General features: G+C 38.4%; 21 protein-coding genes. 11 read left to right on the forward strand and 10 right to left on the reverse strand.

Annotated features, from left to right (window positions below; translation table 11 throughout):
- The first annotated feature begins 69 nt into the window (after positions 1 to 69).
- From ACUN8G_RS08885 to cysK, 5 genes are all read left to right on the forward strand, one after another.
- Positions 70 to 402, forward strand: coding sequence for a DUF2752 domain-containing protein (locus ACUN8G_RS08885; protein ID WP_437346718.1), 333 nt, complete (start codon positions 70 to 72; stop codon positions 400 to 402).
- Positions 381 to 731 (forward strand): TM2 domain-containing protein, encoded by a 351-nt coding sequence (locus ACUN8G_RS08890; protein WP_437346719.1) that lies wholly within the window; start codon positions 381 to 383, stop codon positions 729 to 731. Before ACUN8G_RS08885 ends, ACUN8G_RS08890 begins: the two co-directional genes overlap by 22 nt.
- 131 nt (positions 732 to 862) lie before the next feature.
- On the forward strand, positions 863 to 1075 hold the full coding sequence (locus tag ACUN8G_RS08895) for a cold-shock protein (RefSeq protein WP_014856016.1): 213 nt from the start codon (positions 863 to 865) through the stop codon (positions 1073 to 1075).
- Between the two features lie 254 nt (positions 1076 to 1329).
- Positions 1330 to 2187 (forward strand): serine O-acetyltransferase EpsC, encoded by an 858-nt coding sequence (gene epsC, locus ACUN8G_RS08900; RefSeq protein WP_437346720.1) that lies wholly within the window; start codon positions 1330 to 1332, stop codon positions 2185 to 2187.
- An 18-nt stretch (positions 2188 to 2205) separates the two neighbouring features.
- Positions 2206 to 3117 (forward strand): cysteine synthase A, encoded by a 912-nt coding sequence (gene cysK / locus ACUN8G_RS08905; RefSeq protein ID WP_437346721.1) that lies wholly within the window; start codon positions 2206 to 2208, stop codon positions 3115 to 3117.
- A gap of 42 nt (positions 3118 to 3159) precedes the next feature.
- On the opposite strand, the gene ACUN8G_RS08910 is transcribed toward cysK, so the two are convergent.
- The 5 genes from ACUN8G_RS08910 to ACUN8G_RS08930 form a co-directional block, all read right to left on the reverse strand.
- Entirely contained in the window at positions 3160 to 3759 is a 600-nt protein-coding gene (locus ACUN8G_RS08910) for a peroxiredoxin family protein (protein ID WP_437346722.1), read from the reverse strand.
- A gap of 54 nt (positions 3760 to 3813) precedes the next feature.
- Entirely contained in the window at positions 3814 to 4032 is a 219-nt protein-coding gene (locus ACUN8G_RS08915) for a DUF1858 domain-containing protein (RefSeq protein ID WP_437346723.1), read from the reverse strand.
- The gene (locus ACUN8G_RS08920) at positions 4001 to 4210 is read right to left on the reverse strand and encodes a DUF6132 family protein (protein WP_437346724.1); all 210 of its coding nucleotides are present in this window, start codon (positions 4208 to 4210) and stop codon (positions 4001 to 4003) included. The genes ACUN8G_RS08915 and ACUN8G_RS08920 overlap by 32 nt, the downstream gene beginning before the upstream one ends.
- A gap of 1 nt (position 4211) precedes the next feature.
- Positions 4212 to 4868, reverse strand: coding sequence for a protein disulfide oxidoreductase (gene pdo / locus ACUN8G_RS08925; protein ID WP_437346725.1), 657 nt, complete (start codon positions 4866 to 4868; stop codon positions 4212 to 4214).
- Positions 4869 to 4936: 68 nt separating this feature from the next.
- Positions 4937 to 5353 (reverse strand): septal ring lytic transglycosylase RlpA family protein, encoded by a 417-nt coding sequence (locus ACUN8G_RS08930; protein WP_437346726.1) that lies wholly within the window; start codon positions 5351 to 5353, stop codon positions 4937 to 4939.
- A gap of 122 nt (positions 5354 to 5475) precedes the next feature.
- Between ACUN8G_RS08930 and carA the strand changes: the two genes are divergently transcribed.
- Together carA and carB are read left to right on the forward strand one after the other, a co-directional pair.
- A complete protein-coding gene (gene carA / locus ACUN8G_RS08935; protein ID WP_437346727.1) occupies positions 5476 to 6558 on the forward strand; it encodes a glutamine-hydrolyzing carbamoyl-phosphate synthase small subunit in 1083 nt (360 codons plus the stop codon).
- Between the two features lie 17 nt (positions 6559 to 6575).
- Entirely contained in the window at positions 6576 to 9755 is a 3180-nt protein-coding gene (carB, locus tag ACUN8G_RS08940; RefSeq protein ID WP_437346728.1) for a carbamoyl-phosphate synthase (glutamine-hydrolyzing) large subunit, read from the forward strand.
- A gap of 47 nt (positions 9756 to 9802) precedes the next feature.
- On the opposite strand, the gene ACUN8G_RS08945 is transcribed toward carB, so the two are convergent.
- From ACUN8G_RS08945 to dnaG, 5 genes are all read right to left on the reverse strand, one after another.
- Complete coding sequence (locus tag ACUN8G_RS08945; RefSeq protein ID WP_437346729.1) at positions 9803 to 10654, reverse strand: hypothetical protein; 852 nt, start codon at positions 10652 to 10654, stop codon at positions 9803 to 9805.
- A gap of 62 nt (positions 10655 to 10716) precedes the next feature.
- Positions 10717 to 11118, reverse strand: a complete 402-nt coding sequence (locus ACUN8G_RS08950; RefSeq protein WP_437346730.1) for a response regulator — start codon at positions 11116 to 11118, stop codon at positions 10717 to 10719.
- 66 nt (positions 11119 to 11184) lie between these two features.
- Positions 11185 to 14676, reverse strand: coding sequence for a PAS domain S-box protein (locus ACUN8G_RS08955; RefSeq protein ID WP_437346731.1), 3492 nt, complete (start codon positions 14674 to 14676; stop codon positions 11185 to 11187).
- Between the two features lie 163 nt (positions 14677 to 14839).
- Positions 14840 to 16309, reverse strand: coding sequence for an alpha-amylase family glycosyl hydrolase (locus ACUN8G_RS08960; RefSeq protein ID WP_437346732.1), 1470 nt, complete (start codon positions 16307 to 16309; stop codon positions 14840 to 14842).
- Positions 16310 to 16317: 8 nt separating this feature from the next.
- Positions 16318 to 18159 carry a DNA primase gene (gene dnaG, locus ACUN8G_RS08965; protein WP_437346733.1) on the reverse strand — a complete coding sequence of 614 codons (1842 nt, stop codon included), beginning with the start codon at positions 18157 to 18159 and terminating at the stop codon, positions 16318 to 16320.
- Between the two features lie 103 nt (positions 18160 to 18262).
- Here dnaG and ACUN8G_RS08970 point away from each other — a divergent pair, with 103 nt between their 5' ends.
- The 4 genes from ACUN8G_RS08970 (at position 18263) to ACUN8G_RS08985 (ending at position 22761) form a co-directional block, all read left to right on the forward strand.
- Positions 18263 to 18790 (forward strand): DJ-1/PfpI family protein, encoded by a 528-nt coding sequence (locus tag ACUN8G_RS08970; RefSeq protein WP_437346734.1) that lies wholly within the window; start codon positions 18263 to 18265, stop codon positions 18788 to 18790.
- Positions 18791 to 18795: 5 nt separating this feature from the next.
- The gene (gene ispG / locus ACUN8G_RS08975; protein WP_437346924.1) at positions 18796 to 20748 is read left to right on the forward strand and encodes a (E)-4-hydroxy-3-methylbut-2-enyl-diphosphate synthase; all 1953 of its coding nucleotides are present in this window, start codon (positions 18796 to 18798) and stop codon (positions 20746 to 20748) included.
- A 161-nt stretch (positions 20749 to 20909) separates the two neighbouring features.
- A complete protein-coding gene (locus tag ACUN8G_RS08980) occupies positions 20910 to 22022 on the forward strand; it encodes a Nif3-like dinuclear metal center hexameric protein (protein ID WP_437346735.1) in 1113 nt (370 codons plus the stop codon).
- 1 nt (position 22023) lies between these two features.
- On the forward strand, positions 22024 to 22761 hold the full coding sequence (locus ACUN8G_RS08985) for a zinc ribbon domain-containing protein (protein WP_437346736.1): 738 nt from the start codon (positions 22024 to 22026) through the stop codon (positions 22759 to 22761).
- Positions 22762 to 22788: the final 27 nt, after the last annotated feature.

Raw genomic sequence — 22788 nt, forward strand, 5'->3', positions numbered from 1 at the left:
GAAATAAATAATATTACCATAAAACTATTGAGCCTCTCATACGACTAAACTGCTAAAAAGAGAAAGCGATTGCTTAGAATTATTTACATACTGAAGAACACCGAATGGGAAGCCATCTTCTGGTTAATTGGTTTGATTTATCTCGCTTTGATAGATCCATATTCCCCTCAGCATTATACCCTATGCCCATTCAATAACATTGGCATAGAAAACTGTCCAGGTTGCGGATTGGGGCGTTCAATAGGATTGCTTTACCATTTTGATTTTACAGCTTCGTTTGAAGCGCACTATCTGGGTGCAGTCGCATTGATGTTAATTACAGCTCGAATAATCAAATTAATTCTCAGGACAATCAATAATTTCAAAAAATCGGAGTTGATATGGCTAACGTATACGAACTAATGCCTGAAATAATGGGCGAAGAACAGATTTTTGTGGCAAGTATAATTAAAAATTTCGACGACCATAAGGCACAGCAATTTGCCAATGTTTACAGAACTCGTAGACGCGACCCCCAGACAATTCTCCTTCTTACACTTGTCGGCTTTCTGGGCATTGCAGGTATTCAGCGGTTTATAACCGACAGAATGGGACTCGGAATTCTATACCTTTTGACTGGCGGTATCTGTATGATTGGAACGATTATCGACCTGGTCAATTACAAAAGGATTGCCTTTGAATATAATCAAAAGCAAGCACTTGAAATTGCCTCAATGATACGCGCTGTTTGAATTATTTTTGAAATTATTGAATTTATTCTTAAGTTTCGTCGGTAGAGCAGATGCTCTAAAAATAAATAACTTTTTAGATGCGTTCTGCCTACATTTTTGAAGTAAGTAAAATTTTTAAGGAGTTCTTTTTTATGGCAGAACGTGAAAACGGAACCGTTAAATGGTTCAATGCCACAAAAGGCTATGGTTTTATTGAGCGATCACAAGGAGGAGATGTATTCGTTCACTTCTCTTCAATTCAGGTTGACGGATACAAAACTCTCGAAAAAGGTCAACAGGTTGAATTTACAGTCGGAGACGGACCGAAAGGACCTCAGGCTCAAGATGTAAAAGTTGTCAAATAATAAAGTTTATTATTTAGCAACACGAAAAGCGGCTCAATGCCGCTTTTTTTATCCCCAAACTTGAACTTTTTGTAATATTAACGCATTTTTAAATGCGAAATACAAAATCTTATGATAATTCTTACTTCCATATCGCACTCCCGACTTTCACTTCAGCTTGACGGCTGTTGCACCAACCATTGTACTTGTTGTTGCTGCTAATATAATATTTAATCCCAGAAATTAATTTTAATAAATTATTAAAGGGCATAAAAATGGAATCCTTGGAAAGGACTAACTTTACAGATTTTGCAAAAAAAATATTACTAAGAAGACAAACGCACGCGTGCACATCATCTCTAAAGAACGAATCAATATCGTTTCTTGAGGGAATAATCGATTTTTTGTTTCCCCATTTTTCTTCAAAAATTTATTATACAGAGGAAGATATCCTCTCGAAGCTCCAGTTGATCAAACGTGATTTCATACAACTGGTTAAGCTGTTAAATGGGATGGCACCCGTAAATGCATCAGAAAAAAGCGAGGAGTTTATTAGAAAACTGCCCGCCATAAACGATATGCTCTGGCAGGATGCGGAATTCATTTATGAAGGTGATCCTGCTGCAGAAAGCATCGATGAAGTCATTCTTGCATATCCGGGTTTTCGTGCAATTGTTATTTATCGCCTTGCTCATGCAATATATGAACTAAAAATTCCGATTATACCGCGTATCTTAACCGAGCATGCGCATCAGATTACAGGTATTGATATTCACCCCGGCGCTCAAATTGGTTGCCCGTTTTTTATCGACCACGGCACTGGCATTGTAATTGGCGAAACGACCGTAATCGGTAAAAATGTAAAACTTTATCAAGGTGTAACTCTGGGTGCATTGAGCGTCGATAAAAATCTCGCCCAGCAAAAACGTCACCCTACAATCGAAGACGATGTGGTAATTTATTCTCAGGCAGTAATATTAGGCGGCAATACTGTAATCGGGAAAAATTCAGTCATTGGTGGGAACTCGTGGATAATTAAAAGTATTCCACCAAATTCCGTAGTTTATAACAAAAGCGAAGTACGCATCCGGTCTTCAAAACCATTCGAAGAAACTCTCGATTTTATAATCTAAAAGAAAGGATTAAATACAATGAAAGCATACAACATACTCCAAACAATTGGCAATACGCCTCATCTAAAATTAAACCGTCTCTTTGGCAATAAATACGAAGTATGGGTAAAACTCGAAAAGTCGAATCCAGGTGGCAGTATTAAAGACAGAATTGCCCTGGCAATGATTGAAGACGCCGAAAAAAAAGGAATACTTAAACCAGATAGCATCATCGTCGAACCGACATCGGGAAACACGGGAATCGGTCTTGCTATGGTAGCTGCGGTTAAAGGTTATCGAATTATACTCGTAATGCCTGAATCGATGTCGATCGAACGACGCAAGATAATGGCTGCATACGGAGCGGAATTTGAATTAACTCCGCGCGAACTTGGAATGAAAGGAGCCATCGAAAAAGCCAGGGAAATTGCATCTTCAAATCCGAAAGTCTGGATTCCACAGCAATTTGAAAATCAATCCAACGTCGAAATTCACATTAAAACAACTGCACAGGAAATATTGAACGATTTTCCCGAAGGTTTCGACTTTTTGATTACAGGCGTGGGTACAGGCGGGCACATTACCGGCGTCTCGAAGGTCCTGAAAGAAAAATTTCCAAATTTAAAAGTTTACGCAGTCGAGCCTGAAAATTCTCCAGTTATATCCGGCGGTAAACCTGGCCCGCATCCGATCCAGGGCATTGGTGCTGGATTTATACCACAAATTTTCGATACTTCATTAATCGAAGGTGCTATTAAAATTTCCAAAGAAGAAGCTTTCGAATTTGCACGACGAGCTGCAAAAGAAGAGGGACTTTTTGTTGGTATATCGTCAGGTGCGTCACTTGCGGCTATTAACAAAAAACTACCCGAAATTCCCGAAGGCTCAAGAATTCTTACTTTCAACTACGACACTGGCGAACGTTATCTTTCAATTGAAGATTTGTTTTAAAATAAAAAAGGCTGTCACAAATTGGACAGCCTTTTTTAATTTTTATAAACCCAGAATCTTTTTGATGTGATTTTCGTATGCAAGTTTTGGAACGAGACCTTCATAACTGGCAACTATTTTCCCTGCCGTATCGATTACAAATGTTGTGGGGATAGCTCTAATACCACCGTATTGCATATAGACATTTTGATTTCCGTAGACCACCGGATAGTTGATTCCTTTTTCTTTAATAAATGGAATCACTTGATTTTTGGTATCTGTATCGACAGAGATGCCTATAATTTCGAGTCCTTTTTTACCATATTTATTTTTTAGATCTATTAAATCCGGAATTCCTTTACGACAGGGCGGGCACCAGGTTGCCCAGAAATCGATAATAACCATTTTCCCTCTAAAATCCGAAAGCTTCAACGTTTTTCCATCGGTTGTCGGTAAAGTAAAATCGGGAGCCATTACAGAATTCTTTTGAGCTTCGGGAACGTAATTTGGTGGATATGGTCCGCTTTCGGGTTCACTGCCCGTATTATTTACTACGAATAGTAACAGAATAAGTCCGATGAAAAATCCTGTATAGATGTAACTTCTTTGTTTCTTTGTTAATCCCTGTCTGGTTTCTTTTGTGTCGGGATTCGATTTTTTCATATTCTTCCTCATTTCTTTTAATGGATAAAATAAAGATAATAAATAAGACTCAATTTATTTGTCACTTTTTGATAACATTTCATTCAAATCTTTCACAAAAGTGTCTATCTGGTCCTCATTAAAACCTTTTTCTAAAGCTGCCTCTTCGAGTGTGCCCCAGATCGGCTCGCCGCATCTCAAGCAGCGTATCCCCTTCTCCATTAAATATGCGACAGATTCGGGCAGTAGATTTACAAGGTCTTCAATTAGAATGTTTTTGTCGATTGTCGTCATTTTTTCTACCGGGTATTAACCAGACCAGGCCAACAAGCGCTCCGTAAATAGTTGATGCATACGGATTGCCAGATATAGGACAACTTCCGTTACAACCGATAAAATAGTAGTATGCATATCCAATCAAAGCGCCGGCGGCTACAGGTAATATTTTTTTTATTATTCTTTTGTTAATCATATTATGCAACAATTGTATTGAGAGCTTCTTTTACCTTTTCAAGTACTGTATATTCCGGGGCTGCACCTTCTAAGAACGTATTTTCGTTTATAATAGTTCGCGGAACACCACGCACATTATATTTCTGAGATAAGTGAGGGAATTCTGTAGCTTCAATCATATCGCTTTTAATGTTGTCATTGATGAATGCAAATTTGTGAGCTGTAATTACAGCCTGGGGACAGTAAGGACACGTGGGGGTCACAAAAACTTGCATATGAACCGGCTTGTCGATCTTTTTAACTTCTTCTTCAATCTCCAGCGACAATCCCGACTCGCCCGTGCCGAGCATTTTTATGTCTTCAAGTAAAGATGCAAATTCATATCCGCTTGGAATTCCGTAATACCTTATGCCATAATCTTTTCCATTTTCATCTAATAAAACTGTAGCAGGAATTTTATCGACACCATACTTTTCGGCTTCTGCTTTGTCGTTAATGAAATTTTTAACTTCGAGATGAAGTTTGTCATTTATGGCAGCTAATTCGGTTAATATTCCTCGGGTTTCGCGACAGTACTGGCATTCAAGTTCCTGTGTGAAAAACACAATCTTTACGTCCTTTACCAAGACCGAGAGAATCTTCTTCAATTCTTCTTTTAATGTGTCGTCAATATACATTTTTTCTCCTATTATATTTTGCTTGCAAAGGGTAAGATGTTCGAAAGAGGAAAACGTTTCAAGAATGATTATTTTTTACCGTCTCCCCATTCGAGAACTTCTACTTTGACATTAGCAAGACCATTTTCCACAAAGTCGAGTTCTCTTGCAGCGCCAAGCGAAAGGTCGATAATCCTGTCGGGGCGATGGGGCATCCGATCATTTATTTTCATTACCATGCTTTTATTATTCGTTAAATTGGTTACTTTTACAACCGTACCCATTGGAAAGAATGGATGGGCAGCCGAAATTGAATTGGCATTATAGATTTCGTCGCTGTATGTAATTTTATTATTAAACTCTTCACCGTAAAAAGATGCAATGCCAGTCTGAACTTTGAGATTTTCATAATTAATCGTCGATTCCTCCTTCGAAGTAAATCGCACAGATGAAGAGCAAGCCGAAAAAATTAAGGCCAAGCAGAGAATAATCGGTATTTTATACATTTTTTCTTGCATCTAACAATATTAATTTTGAATGAAAATAATTTTTTCATAAATTTGCGCAATTTGTTCAAACATCCTATTGTAGACTTCCTCCCAAAAATAACTTGGAGATATATGACGATATGAAAGATAGAAAAATTATGCCCAAACGAAAAGCCAGACTTGTACTGAAAAACGGGAACGTATTTGAAGGTTTTCTATTCGGAAGCAGAAGAAATGCGGCGGGCGAAGTTGTATTTAATACAGGAATGATGGGCTACCCTGAAACAATGACCGACCCTTCGTACAAAGGTCAGATTCTCGTCTTTACTTATCCGCTCGTTGGTAATTATGGGGTTCCACAGTTGAACGATTCAGACGATTTGCCTCCTTTTTTCGAGTCGAAACAAATTCAGGTCGAAGCAATTGTTGTCTCTGAGTATTCCGAAAAACATTCACACTGGAATGGCTATCAAAGTCTCGATGAATGGTTAAAAGCTTACGATATTCCTGGACTATACGGCATCGATACACGAGGTTTAACAAAAATATTACGCGAACATGGTACACTTCTCGGTAAAATAATAACGGATAGCAAACCGATTGATTATTACGATCCGGATACAGACAATTTAATTTCAAAAGTAACTATCAATCAGAAATACGAATATGGCAGCGGCAAAAAAAGAATACTGTTGATTGATTGTGGTTGCAAAAAGAGTATAATTACGAACCTGATTGACCGTAAGGTACGAGTACTTAGAGTTCCATACGACTACGATGTTTCGAATGAAGATTTTGATGGTGTTGTTTTATCAAATGGACCGGGCAATCCGGTTGTTTATAAAAAACTCGTAGAAACCGTTCGCAAATTAATTCAAAAGCAAATTCCCACACTCGGAATTTGTATGGGACATCAGATACTTGCTCTGGCAGCAGGCGCCAAAACTTATAAATTAAAATATGGTCACCGCAGCCAGAACCAGCCTGTTAAAGTTGTCGATTCCAATAAATGCTACATAACTTCTCAAAACCACAGCTTTGCTGTCGATACAAAAACATTGCCTAAAGGCTGGTTGCCGTGGTTCGAAAATTTAAATGATTACTCAAATGAAGGAATGATTCACGAAAAGCTGCCGTTCAGAAGTGTTCAGTTTCATCCTGAAGCTACTCCTGGTCCCGTCGATACCGAATTCATTTTTGACGAATTTCTTAAGGATGTTTAATTAAAAGAAGAATATCGATGAAATACAAAAAAGTATTAATTATTGGTAGTTCGGCACTCAAAATTGGTGAAGCCGGTGAATTCGACTACTCTGGCTCGCAAGCCATTAAAGCTCTCAAGGAAGAGGGAATCTATACAATTCTAATCAATCCCAATATAGCTACAATTCAAACCTCGGATTACATTGCCGACAAAGTTTATCTTCTTCCGATTACGGCTCAGTATGTAGAAGGTGTAATTGCACGAGAAAAACCCGATGGAATTGTACTCGGTTTTGGTGGTCAGACCGCATTGAATTGTGGACTCGACCTTCACAGGCAGGGGATTCTTAACAAGTATAAAGTAAAAGTACTCGGCACGCAAATCGAAGCTATTGAGAATACAGAAGACCGTCAGTTATTTTGCGATAAACTTTCTGAAATCGATGTTAAATTTCCAAAGAGTAAAGCTGTAAATTCAACCGAAGAAGCCGTTGAGTATGCAAAGGAAATTGGTTTCCCTGTAATCATTCGAATTGCGTATGCATTGGGCGGACTTGGTTCTGGAATATGTCGCAACAAAAAAGAAGTCGAAAAATTAGCCTCGAAAGCACTTTCGTATACTTCTCAAATTCTGGTTGAAGAATATCTCGAAGGCTGGAAAGAAATCGAATATGAAGTTGTGCGCGATCGCTACGACAATTGCATAACTGTATGTAACATGGAAAACATCGACCCGATGGGAATTCATACCGGTGAAAGCATCGTTGTGGCTCCGAGTCAAACATTGACAAACGAAGAATATCATCAGTTGAGAAAAATTGCTATCAAAACAATAAGACATCTTGGAATAGTAGGTGAATGCAATATTCAATTTGCACTTGATCCAAATTCTCATGATTACCGCGTTATTGAAGTCAATGCTCGACTTTCGAGAAGCTCTGCTCTGGCATCGAAAGCCACCGGTTACCCACTTGCATTCGTAGCCGCCAAATTAGCGCTCGGGTACGGACTGCACGAGCTGCCGAATTCAATTACAAAAGTAACAAAAGCATTTTTTGAACCGGCACTCGATTATGTCGTCGTCAAAGTTCCGCGCTGGGATTTAAAAAAATTCAGACTGGTCAAACGCAAGTTGGGCTCTTCGATGAAGTCGGTAGGCGAGGTTATGGCAATTGGTCGAAAATTCGAAGAGGCAATTCAAAAAGCGATGCGTATGCTCGACATTGGAGTGGAGGGATTGACCGCCAGTCGAACAAAAATCGAATTTGACAATCTCGAAGAAGCTCTCAGCAATCCGACAGAAGAACGAATGTTTGCAGTCGTACAGGCCCTCAAAAACGGCTATTCGGTCGATTGGGTGCATAATTTGACGCACATTAATAAATGGTTCCTTTATAAAATTCAGAACATTGTCGAAATCGAGAAGAAAATTCAGAGCTCTAAACACTTAACCAAAGAATTGCTTTTAGAAGCCAAACAACACGGTTTTTCCGACAGACAAATTGCAAACCTTACCAATACAGACGCTCACGATATTTATAAACTCCGCATCAAACATGACATTCACCCTTTTATTCAGCATATCGATACGTTAGCAGCTGAGTATCCCGCGCAAACAAATTATCTTTATCTTACATACAATTGCTCCAGGCACGATTCGGCTCTAGAACTAAAAAATAGCATAATTATTCTTGGCTCAGGACCATATCGAATTGGTAGTTCAGTCGAATTCGACTGGTGCTGTGTAAATACAAGCAAGACATTGAGAGAAGAGGGTTACAAGTCAGTTATAATCAATTGCAATCCTGAAACAGTAAGTACGGACTACGACCAATCTGACGCACTCTTTTTCGAAGAACTTACAACAGAAACCATCTGGGAAATTTACAACCAGATTAAAGCTCGTGGTGTAATAGTATCGATGGGTGGTCAAACGCCGAATAATCTCGCCTTAAAACTTCATAAGATCGGGATACGGATTCTCGGTACTTCTCCCGAATCGATCGACAGTGCTGAAGATCGTAGAAAATTTTCAGCATTACTGGATAAACTTGGAATTGAACAACCCGAATGGAGCGCACTTAAAACGGTAGGCGATGCTCTTCAATTTGCCAATAAAGTAGGTTATCCCGTACTCGTGCGACCTTCATACGTATTGAGTGGTGCAGCAATGGCAATTGCCACAGACGATGTTGAACTTACAAATTTTTTGCAGAAGGCCGTTGACGTCTCGCCCGAACATCCTGTCGTTATTTCTAAGTTCCTGGTTAATGCAAAAGAACTCGAATTCGACGCTGTAGCTCAAAACGGAGAGATCGTTTGTTCGGCTATCTCCGAACATGTTGAAAATGCGGGTGTTCACTCGGGAGACGCTACTCTCGTACTCCCCGCACAAAGAACATACCTCGAAACTATGCGGCAAATCAAAAAATTCTCTTCGGACATAGCACGCTCACTTAATATCAACGGACCTTTTAACATCCAGTTTCTCGCAAAAGACAATAAAGTAAAAGTCATAGAATGCAATCTTAGAGCTTCCAGGTCATTCCCCTTTGTTTCCAAAACTCTCAAGAGAAATTTTATCGATATAGCTACAAAAGTTATAATCGGTAAAAAAGTTGAAAAGTGGGACGACTTCTTGTTCAATTACGACTATGTTGGAGTCAAAGCGCCCGAATTTTCTTTTACGCGTCTTGAAGGTGCCGACCCAACAACGGGAGTCGAAATGGCTTCTACAGGCGAGGTTGCCTGCCTTGGTAAAGATTTCGACGAGGCATTCTTAAAGGCATTAACTGCAGTTGGTTTCCGTTTCCCGATTAAATCGATACTGGTCTCTTCGGGTACAATCGAATCGAAGTCAGAGCTTCTCGAACCGCTGAGGCAACTCCAGAAAACCGGAGTAAAATATTATGCCACGCCTGGTACCGCCAAGTTTATGCACTCAAACGGTATTGCGGTCGACACAGTCGATTGGCCTTTGAATGGGAAGAAGTCAAATGCTCTCGATCTAATAAAATCAAAAGCGATCGATCTTGTTATTAATATCCCGAAAAATTTCCAGGAAGAAGAACTTACAAACGACTACTTGATACGACGAACAGCCGTTGACTATAAAATTCCACTGATAACAAACCGTCAACTTGCAATGAGATTGGCCGAGGCTCTGGTAAATAAAAATCCCGAGAATCTCGAAATAAAAAGCTGGAATGAATATTAATCTTATATAAAAGCAAAAGCCTTCTTTAATAAGAAGGCTTTTTTATTTTAAAAAGTAAATGAAACTCCAAATTTTAAAACCGCGTAACTAAGTGGAGATTCACTCTCAAATGGCCAGTTCATTCTTTCTTTTCTCAACTCATAAAATGCGTAGGAGAGTCCACCTTTCAAGAGGGCATGAACTAAAGGAGTGGCAACGGGTGAGGAATATGCTACTTCATCTATAAATTCATCGAGCAGCTGACTGGCTGCGTTTTCGATTGCCAGGCTACCCAGATGTTTCCAGAAAAGGTGTCGCGGGAAAATTTGATTGTATTCATAAGCGGCATTAATTGCCAGATAATTTCCAAATCGGAACTTTAATCCTGCTTCGCCATTCGAACCAAATCGAATTCTGCTTTCGAAACGTTTGAGTAGTTGAATATCTTCAAGCAACGATTCCGTGTCGGTGCTGTTTCCCTCCTCCAATTTAAAATCTGACCAGAGGAAACCCTGCTGAGTATAAAGCTCGACACCAATTTTATTGAATCTGTATCCGTATCCATCTCGTTCGCCGAATCCGAATTTCCATATATCGGCTTTGTAGCCTCCGTTCTCATCTTCGAGGAATTTCGAAGAGACTTTACCGCCAGTCAAAAACTTTTCGTTCAGTTGAATTACATTCATTTCAAAGGTGTCAATTTGTGCATAACCAAGTTTAATATCGATAGCAGCAAAGTCAGCAAAATTTCCCTGAAGTTTCTTATACTCGGGATAAGCCAATCCATAATTTAGCTCGAGCATGGGCGAGCCTTTATACCAATTGCACCATTTGTGAAAATGCATCTCTGCATCAGAATTGTAATTTTGTCCGAAACTATATACTAATGGGACAATCAATAAAATGATCACTTTTTTCATTAAATACCTCGATTAATTTTGCCCCGTTAGACGCAGTAGAAAATCGAAAAGTTCGATAAAAATTATTCGACTTTAATTCCTGTCTTTTTTTCGAGTGTTTTAATAAGCGTTTCCATCAAAACGCTGTTTGAAATTGGTTTTGTTAGGAAGATATCGACACCCGCATTGTAAGCGTTGTCTTTGTCTCTTTGAAAAACATGTGCCGAGAGACCAACGATTGGCATATTTTTATATTCTTCAGATTCCCTCAATTCTCTTGTCAGTTGGAGCCCGTCTTTTTTTCCTCTGAGCGAGATATCCATAAGAATAATATCGATCTTTTTTTCTTTCATTTTTTCGTAGAAAGTTTCGGCTGAATCGCACACTTCGACATCAAATTTTCTTTTAAGAAAGAGCTGAAGGAATTTTTGATTTTCAAAATCGTCTTCGACAATCAAAAGAGTGGGTTTTCTGGCTTCGCTCATTTCTTGCTTTCCCTTAATTTTTCATTTAAACTTATGAATTAATCTCATTAAAATAAATAATAAATTTTAACTAAATATAAGTGTGAATTTTGTTCCGTGGCTTTTCTTGCTTTCTACATTTATGTCGATATTGTTGAGTTCACAATAATATTTAACTAATGCCAACCCGAGTCCGCTGCCTTCGTATTTCCTTGTATAACCGGACTCTTCCTGAGTAAAAGGTTTAAAAAGTTGTGATAAAAAATCGTCGCTCATTCCAACGCCTGTATCTTTTATTTCAACGACAAGCTTATTGTATTCGTTACGTCTTACATTAAGTTCTACTTTGCCTTCTGGCGTATACTTAATTGCATTATCGACGAGGTTGGCAATAATTTGAGATACACTGTACTCGTCACAGCAGACATTTAATTGATCCGTCTGATAATTTTCACTCAATGAAAGGTTCTTAATCCTTGCATAAATTGAATATTCCATTATCACATTGGTAATTATATCATCTTTGATATTAACATTTCTGAATATCGGATCGTAAGCATTGGTTTGAATTTCGGCAACATTCAATATTAAGTCGATTGTACGAATTATTCTTCTGCTTGCCTGTTCGACAGCAGAAAAACCATCCATAATTTCGTCACTAATGTAATTTTTTATTTCTTCTTTAATTAGATTATTGAAATTAACAATCACATTTATTGGTGTTCTGATTTCATGGGAAATTTGAGCCAGGAAATTTGTTTTAATACGGTCGGCTTTTTCAGCTTTTTCTTTGGCGAGGATTAATTCGCGCTCAGCATTTTTAAGGATAGTAATGTCTTCCACAACGCATTCATAAAAAGAGATATTGCCTTTATCGTCTTTGTATGCACGAGCGCTTTCTTTGACATTAATTAATTTTCCGTCTCTCTTTTTCCATACCTCTTCGAATCGATAAACAATTCCTTCTTCGAGAAGAATATTATAAAATTTATTCCTTAATTCTAAATCCTGACAAAAATCTTTAATAGTATTATTCTTGAGCATTTCCTCTTCGTTTTCGTAGCCAAGCATTGTTACGAATGATGGATTAACCATAATTAATCTGCCGTTGAAATCTGCGCGGTAAACACCTACAGTAAGGTTTTCGAATATAGTTCTGAATCGCTCTTCACTTTCTCTAAGGGCTTCTTCCGCAAATTTTTTTTCTGTGATATCGAATGCCGTGCCGATAGCCGCCGTCTCTCCCTGATAATCAATCAGAGTTGCAGTGAAACTGACCCATCTCGTCATGCCGTCTCTTCTGGATACTTTGAATTCATAAGCTGATGGTACCGCTTCGCCTCTCAGGCGAGCCATCCCTCTCCTAATAATCAATTCCCTGTCGTCCGGATGAACAACATCCCAGAAATTCATTTCGTATAATTCTTCTGCACTATAACCCGTCAGAATTTCCGTTGCTCTGTTGACATATACAAACTTTGTGTTTTTATAAATAAAGATTGCTGTGTTGGTCGATTCGGCGAGTTTTCTAAACTTTTCTTCGCTCTCCTTCAATTGTAATTCGGTTAGCCGACGCTCGGTAATGTCTTTCGATATAATCGTAACGGCATTAACGGCATTACTGACTTTGTCGATTACAGGACTTAGCGTGCGTATAAAGTAGTGCCCGTCGCGATTGCTTCTGTATTCGTAAGTGACCGACTTTTTGTTCGAAATCACATAATTAATTCTCGCTAAGAAATCCTCGGTGCCATCGGGAGTGTGAAATTCGGAATAATGCTTACCGATTATTTCTTCGGCAGGCATTCCCAATCTCGACAAATATTTATTGTTTACATAAAGATATCTTCCGTCGGTACCGACAAGATAAATTGAATCTTCGCTTGACTCGAGGAGCGTTCGGTAGAGAGCCTCGCTTTCATGGACTGCTTTTTCAGCAATTAATCTTTCCTTTTCTTTTCTATAATATTCGAGTGCAAATGAAATGTCGAGGATGAGTTCGTCGAGAAGATTAATTTCGTCGGCATCAAATAATTTCGGTGTTTCACTAATTAAAATCAGCAAACCCCAGCTTTCGCCATTTAGAGTAATTGGCAGAAGAGCACACGATTTGGCCCCTATGTCGACGGCTCTTTTCAGGTATTTGCTTTTATTGAAGTTTTGCAGGTTATTTATAATTTGTTTTTCTTTTTTGAGCAATGCATCTATCAATAAATTCGATTTAGTTTTATAGACAGGAATATTTTCAAATGGGAATAGCTCTTCGTTGCCTGATTTCGATACAATTTCGATAGATTTGCCGCTAAGTTTTCCTATGCACGCAAAATTAAAGTCTCCTTTTGTTACGGCAATTTGTGCAATTGTTGCTAATAATTCTTTCTCGTCGTTGATGCGCACTATTGCCTGATTTACGTTACTCAATACTTGATAAAGCTGGTTGTATTTTTTTATTTTTTCTTCGTCTTCTTTTCTTTTTGTAATATCTTCAATTGCCAGTAATATCATCTCTGTTTTATTGCCGTCTCTATAAATCCTTCTGGCGTTGAGAAGCATTGTTTTTTTGCCAATTCTCGGGAAGCGATGCTCGACTTCGAAATCGTTAAAAGAAGTATTTTGAGGAAGAATTTTTTTGATTAATTTTTTCAGGTCGGGAATATCCCATGCGCCATTGTCGATATCGAAAAAAAACCTTCCCTCAACTTTACCCTGATTCGTAAGAAACTTTGAATAGAAGGATTTATTAGCTCTGATTATTTTAAAATTTTTATCGAGAACCACAAGAGGTTCTCGAATAGTCTCTATTATGCTGTCAGCAAATTTGCGGGCTTCTTCGATTTTCCTTTGTGCTTCTCTTTCTTTTGTCTGATCTCTGAATACAAGAACGACACCAACCAATTTACCCCTTTTATCCTTAATTGGAGCGGCGCAATCGAGTATCGGAATTTCACTTCCATCTTTCGAAATAAGAAGTGTATGATTCGCCAGTCCAACTACAATTCCTTTTCTTAAAACTTTGTAAACCGGGTTTTCAACTTTCTTGTGGCTGAATTCATTTACAATCTTAAATATGGATACGAGTTTCTTTCCTTTTGCGTCTTTCTCACTCCATCCAGTTAATTTCTCGGCCATCGGATTCATAATTGTAATACACCCTCTGTCGTCAGTTACTATAACGCCGTCACCAATACTATAAAGAGTAGTTCTATATTTTTCTTCGGAAATAAGGAGTTTATCGAGAGCTGCCGCTTCTTCAGTTACATCGCATACCTGTAACAGAAGAAATTTTCTGCCATTAAGTTCAATTTCCTCATGGGCAAGTTTTACATTAACTGGTTTTCCTGTACCTGTCTTGTGTTTAAATGGAGTCTTATTATCAATTAATAATTCGTCAAATTGCATCTGCAGAAATTTTTTTTCGGAGTAACCATACAGCTGGCAGGCAGCTTTGTTTACTGCAATAATTTTACGGGGACGTTTTTTGCACAGAAATGCAGGAACTGGTAAATTCTTTAAAAGTAAGACAAGTGCTTCTAATTTGCCCTCTTCATAAAATGAAACCATCTTCGGTTTACTTCCCAACTTTCCCCCTTTTGAAAGTTTACAGGACAATAAATTTAAAGCACTTTGAAGCAAATAGTGATATAAAAGATAGCAATTTTTTTTATAATTAAAAATTATCAAGTATTTATTGATGTGATATTTATCAAAAGTTTCTATGAAGTAGGTGATTTTGTTTTATTACTTATTCCCAAATGAAAATATGTGAAGAATATGGTTTGAGTTCGATGTACAAACCCTGCATGATAATTTCTTCAGAATTCCTTCTATAAATTTTATCGTTCAGCAAGTCGTTAAGAACAATCACTTCGTCATAGTTTCGGAGGTCAAATTTAAGTCTGCACGTAGATGTTTTGTCCGAGAAGTTTATCACCACCAGACAATTTTTATTTTTGTATCTCCATTCCCACGATAGCATATTCAGGTGTGATGAATTTCCCTCCCATGCGGGCTCGGGTTCAAGGAGTTTCCACTTACCTTTTTTAAAAACGTCTGACGATGTTATTTTCAAAAGTTTTTCATAAAAATCTTTTATTTCTTTATTTACAGCTTCAACAGGTTCTCTGCCGAGCTGGATTGGAAGTTTTATTTTTTTACCTTCGAATTGCCCGTCGAAATAAAAACGCATCCCCTGTATGGTACTGATAATTACTGCCGCTGCTAAGGCTTTTTCCTTACCGAGTAACGCGAGAGATCTTTCTTCGTCGTGGTTTTCGATAAATCGAACTGATTTTTTTTGATAGGATTCCTCAGCTTTTAGATGGTCGTGAATATCCCTAACATATCCTGCTGTAATTCTGTCGGTTAATTTTTTGTCGTAAGTATAATCGAAACCTTGCTGCTGTAATTTCCATTCGAGGTCCCAGTAAGCTTCGGCAATAAAAATAAAATCGCTCCGATACAACCGTACTGCTCCAATAATCTCTTCCCAGAATTCGATATCCGAAGCTTCGGTTTTCGAATTTTCATAAACCCCGGCCCAAGTATTTTTGAATACATTATTCATTGCAAGCATAGCCATATCGCATCGAATGCCGTCGCAAAGGTTTGTAATATTCTTTAATGTTTCGATATAATAGCTGCGTGTTTTTCTACTCAGTAAGTTTACTTGGATCGTATCCTGCCATGCCGGAAAGAAGGGATCTCTACCGTGTGCATAATATCCTTCTTCGTCAAATGGTTTGAAAAATGTGTGTGAGTCTTTCAAATAATTCGATTTTTCAACTCTTAAAAAAATTTCCGGAATTTCGCTCAAAAGACTTGTATCTGCTCCAAAATGGTTCGGCACAAAATCGAGGATCAGCTTAATTCCGATTTTGTTGAGTTGTTTCTTCAATTTTAATAACGATTCCTCAGAACCGAGTCGGGGATTAACCTCGTACCTGTCGATTGCAAAGGGCGACCCGATAACGTCCTCTCGGCGCCAGTCGCTGAGCGCTTTGTCGTAGCTTTTAATCAGATAATCTTCAAAGCAATATTTGTCGATACTTTTTTCGCACGTTTTCCAGATGCCCATTAACCAGACATAATCGATTCCTTTTGAACGGAGTTCCAGCCAGAAGTCATGCGGAATATTTTCTAATGTGGCATTCTTTCCAAATCTTTTCAAAAATGTACGGATGTTAATTTCGTAAAGGGCAGGATTATAATTCATTTTTCGGCTCAGTTGTTCAACAACTCTTTCTTTTGTTCGTACAGTTCTTTATTCCGTTTCAGCAATTCCAGATGAAGTAACTCATCGTTGTTCTTTTGAATTAATTCGTTGTTATTTTTTATTTCTTCATCGATTCTAAAGATAAAGTAATTTCTTACAGTTTGTACTGCATGAGCAAGCGTATCTTTTTCGAGTTTTCCGCTTGTATAAAAGTTTTCCCATTTATCGCTGATTGATGATGTCTCTTCGTCCTTCATCAACCATAACCGTAAAAATTCCCTCAAGCTCTCATCTGTAATGTGGTCAAGTATATAAGCGGTTGAAACATTATTGTGTTTATGGCATTCAGCCACAATTTCTGCAATTTTTTTCAGATTCGGATGGCGAAACGATTCCGACCCAACTTTTTCGAGAATAAAGTCCACAATCTCTTCTTTGCCACTTAATAAAAGACGTACCAACTCGCGTTCATAAGGATTTGCTTTCTGAGTTCTACTGATCTGTGGTCTGACATAACCAGCAGACGAAACTTTTCCCGCTTCTTTTTTGCCGACGGAACTTTTACGTAACTCGTCAAGTTCTTTTTCGATCAATTTTTCGCGTAAGTTAAATTTTCTGGCAATCGATTTTATATAAAAGTTAAGTTTCAATTCGTCCTTCACAAGCGAAAGACTTTTAATAATCTCTCTTAAAGCCTCCGCCGAAGTCGACGGGTCGTTGAATTTTCCTTCGGAGTCAAATTTTGAAGCCGTAAATTCGAAGAAATTTTGTGCTTTCTGGAGCTGCTCCTGAAATTTCTCCCTGCCGTGTTTTTTGATGAATGAGTCGGGGTCTTCACCCTCAGGCAGCGAAACTACCTTAATGTCGAAATCATGCTTCAAAAGGATTTCAATACTTCGGAGAGCTGCATTTTGGCCTGCGGCGTCGGCGTCGAATAAGACATAAATATTCTTGGTGAATCTTGACAATAGTGTAACCTGTTCCTCTGTCAATGAAGTCCCTGAGGAAGCTACCACGTTTTGAATTCCTTCTTGAAAGAGCGAAATCAAATCCATATAACCTTCAACCAGTATAGCCCTGTCGAGCTTTCGTATTTCCTCTTTTGAATGGAACAAACCATAGAGCACTTCTCTTTTGGAATAAATTGGGGTTTCTGGCGAATTGATGTATTTAGCGGCTTTTTCGGAATCGTCGAGTATACGCGCTCCGTATGCGATTATTCTTCCATTTGTAGAATGAATGGGAAATATTATTCTGCCGCGCAATTTATCGTAGTAATCACCGTTCTGCTTTGTATCGATAAGTCCAAGCAATTTTGCTTTTTGAAGGTCAACCCCGTTTTGTTTTGCGAATGTTAAAAAGTTGTCCCATCCATAAGGCGCAAATCCGATATTAAACAGTTTCTGTGTCGAAGGCTTAATGTTTCGTCTGGTGAGATAAATTCTTGCTTCTTCGGCTTCTTTGCTTTTATGAAGAATTTCTGTAAAATATCTGATAGCTATCGACATGATATCGTATAGTTCTTCCTGTGTTTTATATTTTTCTGAATATCCACTTTCGGGTTGAATCGGAATGCCAACTAAAGAGGCAATTTCCTGAACAGCTTCGACAAACGAAATTTTTTTGAACTCCATCATAAATCGGAACAGGTCGCCGCCAGCTCCACAACCGAAACAATGATAAATCTGTTTTTCCCTGCTAACAGTAAAAGAAGGGGTATCTTCGGAATGGAAAGGACATAAGCCAACAAAATTTTTACCACGCTTCTTCAATGAAACTTCCCGACTAATAATATCGACTATGTCCGCTGCATTTCGTATCTCCTCTATCTTTTCCTCAGGTATTCTCATCTCTTCAAACCGTCTCCTATCAGTCGTGTAAACTTAAGTCATTAAGTGGTAACGAATCAACATTGCCCGTCAATTTTAATATTGTTATTTTAGCATAACCATCATGGAAAGAAATTTATTGATTCCGAAAAGTCTGTTACTATTTCTCCCTCAAATCGATTTTAGCGAAGAGGAATATCTTGCAATAACTTCTGTACTCAAAAAAGAGCGGATTAGTTATTTTATTGCATCCGATGCAACGGGCATATGCCTCGGTTCTACTGGATTAAAAGTAAAAAACGACATTCAATTATACAATATTCATCCGACAAATTTCGAAGGATTAATTATAGTGGGTGGAGCTGGAGCACGAAATTATAAAGGGAATCAAAAATTGATAAAAATTGTTCAGGCATTTAATAAAATTAAAAAGCCGATTGGCGCAATTTGCAGCGCACCATTGATTCTGGCAAAAGCCGGTGTACTTGGCGAAGAAGCAGTTTGTTACCCGTCGGATAAACCGGAATTAATATCATCAGGCATTAAATACAAAGACGTGCCCGTCGTTAAAGACGGGAGAATCATTACAGCGCGGGATCCGCAATCGGCAATTGAATTTATCGAGACGTTTATCAGTTTAATTAAAAAATGAAAAAAATGGATATAAAGAAATATAAATACTGCGTTAGCACAACACGATACAAAAGGTTCAAAACGAGAGAAGTAAATATCGGTGGCATTCCACTCGGTGGCGATAATCCGATAAGAGTCCAATCGATGACGACAACAAACACAATGGACACAATTGCAACCGTCAATCAATCGATCCGATTAATTAATGCAGGTTGCGAATATGTTCGCATTACTGCTCCGAGCATAAACGAAGCTCGTAATCTTGAAAATATCAAGAAAGAACTTCACAAAAGGTGTTACAAAGTTCCGTTGATTGCAGATATCCACTTCACACCAAATGCCGCCGAAGTAGCCGCACGAATTGTCGAAAAAGTTCGAATAAATCCTGGAAATTACGCCGACAAAAAGAAATTCCAGACCATTGAATACACCGACAAACAATACGAAGAAGAAATAGAAAGGATACGCGAGCGTTTTGTGCCACTCCTCAAAATATGCAAGGAATACGGCACAGCAATTAGAATCGGAACAAATCACGGTTCACTTTCCGACAGAATAATGAGCCGCTATGGTGATACACCGTTAGGAATGGTAGAATCGGCTTTAGAATTTGTGCGAATCTGTCGGGACGAAAATTTTCATGATATTGTGCTTTCGATGAAAGCCAGCAATCCGCAAATTATGGTGCAAGCTTACCGACTGCTCGTCAACAAAATGGAAGAAGAGGGTTACAATTATCCTCTCCATCTGGGTGTGACAGAAGCTGGTGATGGCGAAGACGGAAGGGTCAAATCTGCAGTGGGAATTGGTACATTGCTCGAAGATGGGCTCGGCGACACAATTCGTGTTTCGCTGACTGAAGAACCCGAAAACGAAATTCCTGTGGCAATCACACTTGCCAAAAGATATGAAAACCGCAGTAGACACGTTTCCATTCCCTCAATTAAAAAAGCCGTTATCGATCCATTCAACTACAAGAGACGGGAAACTTTTGCCGTCTCCGATTTTGGTGAAAATAATGTGCCGAAAGTTATAGCCGACTTTTCATATATCGACTTAAAAGATGAAAGTCAACTCAGTGCTATCGGCTACACATACAACAAAATAACTGACAAATGGAATTACTCTGACCAATCGGCCGATTGTATTTACCTCGGAAAAAATATTCCATCATTTAATCTACCCACCAATCTTAAACCAATCTTAGATTACGACAAATGGATTATTTTGAATTGCAAAACCGAGTATTTCCCATATTTTAGTTCGACGAAAGAATTCGTCCAGTCTAAATCAAAATCGTTTATAATGAATTTTGTGGAAATAAACGTTAACGATTTAAAAAATAAATCGCTCGAAATTATTAAAAACGATCCACGCATTACTTTTGTTCTGACCACAAGTAATTTGCACGGCATGGCCGAACAGCGGAGAGTTTTTTTTCACATGATTGAAAACGATATAAAAAATCCCATCGTCATTCGGAGAAGTTACGACACAAGCGACACGGAAAAACTAATGCTTTATGCATCGACCGATTTTGGAGCTTTACTGATTGACGGACTGGGTGATGGGATCTGGATTTCGTCTGTTGATAAAAACTGCGACCAAAAAACAACTGAATTAATTAATAGAATATCGTTTGGAATATTACAAGCAACTCGCACTCGCATCTCCAAAACCGAATATATCGCATGTCCATCGTGCGGCAGAACATTGTTCGACCTGGTTGAAGTAACAAACAAAATCCGAAAAAGAACCGAGCATTTAAAAGGTGTAAAAATTGCTATCATGGGTTGTATTGTCAACGGACCGGGAGAAATGGCAGACGCCGACTATGGTTACGTCGGCTCTGGCCCTGACAGAATCACTCTTTACCGCGGAAAGGAAATTGTCAAAAAGAATATCAAGTCAGAGTATGCTCTCGACGAATTGATCGAATTGATCAAAGAAGACGGGAAATGGGTCGAAAAAGATTAATTTTTTGCCAGTGTTGAAATTGAAGACTGGAAATCATATTTTTGTACATAATTATGGACACATTTAGTTATAAAACGAAAATACCAGAGACTTACAGTAATAATTCTTAAAGGTAAAAATGCACTCCAATAAAATCGGGGTGCATTTTTTTTTGCATATATATGAAAATAGGCGAACTGACAAAGTATCTTGAAGAGTGGGCGCCAAAAGAAGCTGCATGGGAACGAGATAACGTCGGCATTCAAATTGGCTCCCGGAACAAAGAATTGAAAAACATTCTGTTATGTCTCGAACTAAATCACGATGTTGTTTCGGAAGCCATCAAAAAGAAATGTAATTTCATCTTCACCCACCATCCATTTATTTTCAATCCAATTAAAAAAATCGAATTCGACAGGGACAATTTAATAGAAAGAATTATCACGAACGGTTTAACCGTCTATTCAGCACATACGAATCTCGATTTTACCAAAGGCGGGGTATCATTTGCACTGGCAAAAAAATTAAATCTACAAAACATCAAATTTCTCCAAAATGCCGATTCCAACCGTCTTAAAATTGTGGTCTTTGTACCTGAAGAGTCGGTTGACTTACTTTCCGAAAAATTGTTTGAAGCAGGAGGCGGTATAATTGACGAATACTCACGCTGTAGTTTCCGTCTTAAAGGGGAAGGTACATTTCAAGGCAGCGAAAATTCAAATCCTGTAGTCGGCAAAAAAGGCATTTTCGAAAAAGCTACGGAAATACGACTTGAATTAATTGTCGACAGCTGGCACTTACCCCGTATACTCGAGGCTATTGAGAGATACCATCCTTACGAAACCCCTGCTTACGACATCTACCCGTTAAAAAATAAGAACGAAAATTACGGCGCTGGCTGTATCGGTGAATTGCCGTCTGATATGACACCTTCTGCTTTTTACGACCATTTAATGGAGTCTCTAAAACTCGAAGCTTTCAGATTCACTGAAGGGAAACAAAGAATAATCCGCAAAGTTGCCGTATGTGGGGGTTCCGGTTCCGAATTACTTGGCAGAGCTATCGCATTAGGCGCCGACGCATTTGTCACTGCTGATATCAAATATCACACATTTCACGATGCTGTTGATAAAATTCATCTGATCGATGCGGGACATTACGAAACAGAAGTGGTCGTTCTAGACGAAGTTAAAAAGAGAATTGAGAAGTTTATAAACGACAAAGAAATCAAAATCTATAAATACACACGCAGTACAAATCCGATAAAGTTTTATAAACATAAAGGAGATAAATAAATTGTTAGAACGATTAACAGTACTCTATGAATTACAGTTAATTGACGATCAACTCGATCAGCTTGAAGAGTTGAGGGGTGACCTGCCTGCCGCCGTCAACGAGCTTACTACACAAATCGAATTACTTCAAGAACAAATTCGTACGAAGGAAACCGAAAAAGAAGATTCTCTGAAAAAAAGAAGAGAAAACGACGATGAGATCGAGCGTCTTCGTGGAAATCTAAAAAAATTCAAAAGTCAGCTTTATCAAGTAAGAAACAATAAAGAATATGATGCTCTTACAAAAGAGATTGACCACGCCGAAGAATTAATTAAAAAGCTCGAAGAAGAAAACACTGCCCTCGAAAATTTGATCGAAAAATTGAAAAACGAAATAAATGAAGTGAAACCTCAGCTCGATACACTTAATGAAGAACTCAAAGTTAAAGAAGCGGAACTAAAACAAATTATTAAGGCTAACGAAAGAGAAGAAATTAAGTTAAAAGAAATTCGGGAAAAGACAGCAGCCAGAGTAAGAAAACCCGATTACAATACTTACATGCGAATCCGTAAGGCTCTTGGCGGCAAAGCAATTGCAACAATCGTCAGAGCAGCTTGCTCGGGTTGCCATAATATTGTTCCCCCTCAGAGACAACTGGAAATAAAACAAAACAAGCGACTCTACTCGTGCGAATCGTGTGGAAGAATTATTGTTTCGGCAGAAATTGCAGAAGAGGCGCAAAAGAGAATTAAATTATAAACTCTTTCACAAAAGATTTGACCCCGC

This window comes from Melioribacter sulfuriphilus (genome assembly GCF_052656625.1).

Bases quoted from the DNA above. Each gene is read 5' to 3' on its own strand.
- ACUN8G_RS08950 (WP_437346730.1), bottom strand. From the start codon at position 11,118: ATGAGCGAAGCCAGAAAACCCACTCTTTTGATTGTCGAAGACGATTTT.
- dnaG (WP_437346733.1), bottom strand. From the start codon at position 18,159: ATGAGAATACCTGAGGAAAAGATAGAGGAGATACGAAATGCAGCGGAC.
- ACUN8G_RS08930 (WP_437346726.1), bottom strand. From the start codon at position 5,353: ATGTATAAAATACCGATTATTCTCTGCTTGGCCTTAATTTTTTCGGCT.
- ACUN8G_RS08890 (WP_437346719.1), top strand. From the start codon at position 381: ATGGCTAACGTATACGAACTAATGCCTGAAATAATGGGCGAAGAACAG.
- cysK (WP_437346721.1), top strand. From the start codon at position 2,206: ATGAAAGCATACAACATACTCCAAACAATTGGCAATACGCCTCATCTA.
- pdo (WP_437346725.1), bottom strand. From the start codon at position 4,868: ATGTATATTGACGACACATTAAAAGAAGAATTGAAGAAGATTCTCTCG.
- carA (WP_437346727.1), top strand. From the start codon at position 5,476: ATGAAAGATAGAAAAATTATGCCCAAACGAAAAGCCAGACTTGTACTG.
- ACUN8G_RS08960 (WP_437346732.1), bottom strand. From the start codon at position 16,309: ATGAATTATAATCCTGCCCTTTACGAAATTAACATCCGTACATTTTTG.
- epsC (WP_437346720.1), top strand. From the start codon at position 1,330: ATGGAATCCTTGGAAAGGACTAACTTTACAGATTTTGCAAAAAAAATA.
- ACUN8G_RS08945 (WP_437346729.1), bottom strand. From the start codon at position 10,654: ATGAAAAAAGTGATCATTTTATTGATTGTCCCATTAGTATATAGTTTC.
- ACUN8G_RS08920 (WP_437346724.1), bottom strand. From the start codon at position 4,210: ATGATTAACAAAAGAATAATAAAAAAAATATTACCTGTAGCCGCCGGC.
- ACUN8G_RS08915 (WP_437346723.1), bottom strand. From the start codon at position 4,032: ATGACGACAATCGACAAAAACATTCTAATTGAAGACCTTGTAAATCTA.
- carB (WP_437346728.1), top strand. From the start codon at position 6,576: ATGAAATACAAAAAAGTATTAATTATTGGTAGTTCGGCACTCAAAATT.
- ispG (WP_437346924.1), top strand. From the start codon at position 18,796: ATGGATATAAAGAAATATAAATACTGCGTTAGCACAACACGATACAAA.
- ACUN8G_RS08910 (WP_437346722.1), bottom strand. From the start codon at position 3,759: ATGAAAAAATCGAATCCCGACACAAAAGAAACCAGACAGGGATTAACA.
- ACUN8G_RS08970 (WP_437346734.1), top strand. From the start codon at position 18,263: ATGGAAAGAAATTTATTGATTCCGAAAAGTCTGTTACTATTTCTCCCT.
- ACUN8G_RS08895 (WP_014856016.1), top strand. From the start codon at position 863: ATGGCAGAACGTGAAAACGGAACCGTTAAATGGTTCAATGCCACAAAA.
- ACUN8G_RS08980 (WP_437346735.1), top strand. From the start codon at position 20,910: ATGAAAATAGGCGAACTGACAAAGTATCTTGAAGAGTGGGCGCCAAAA.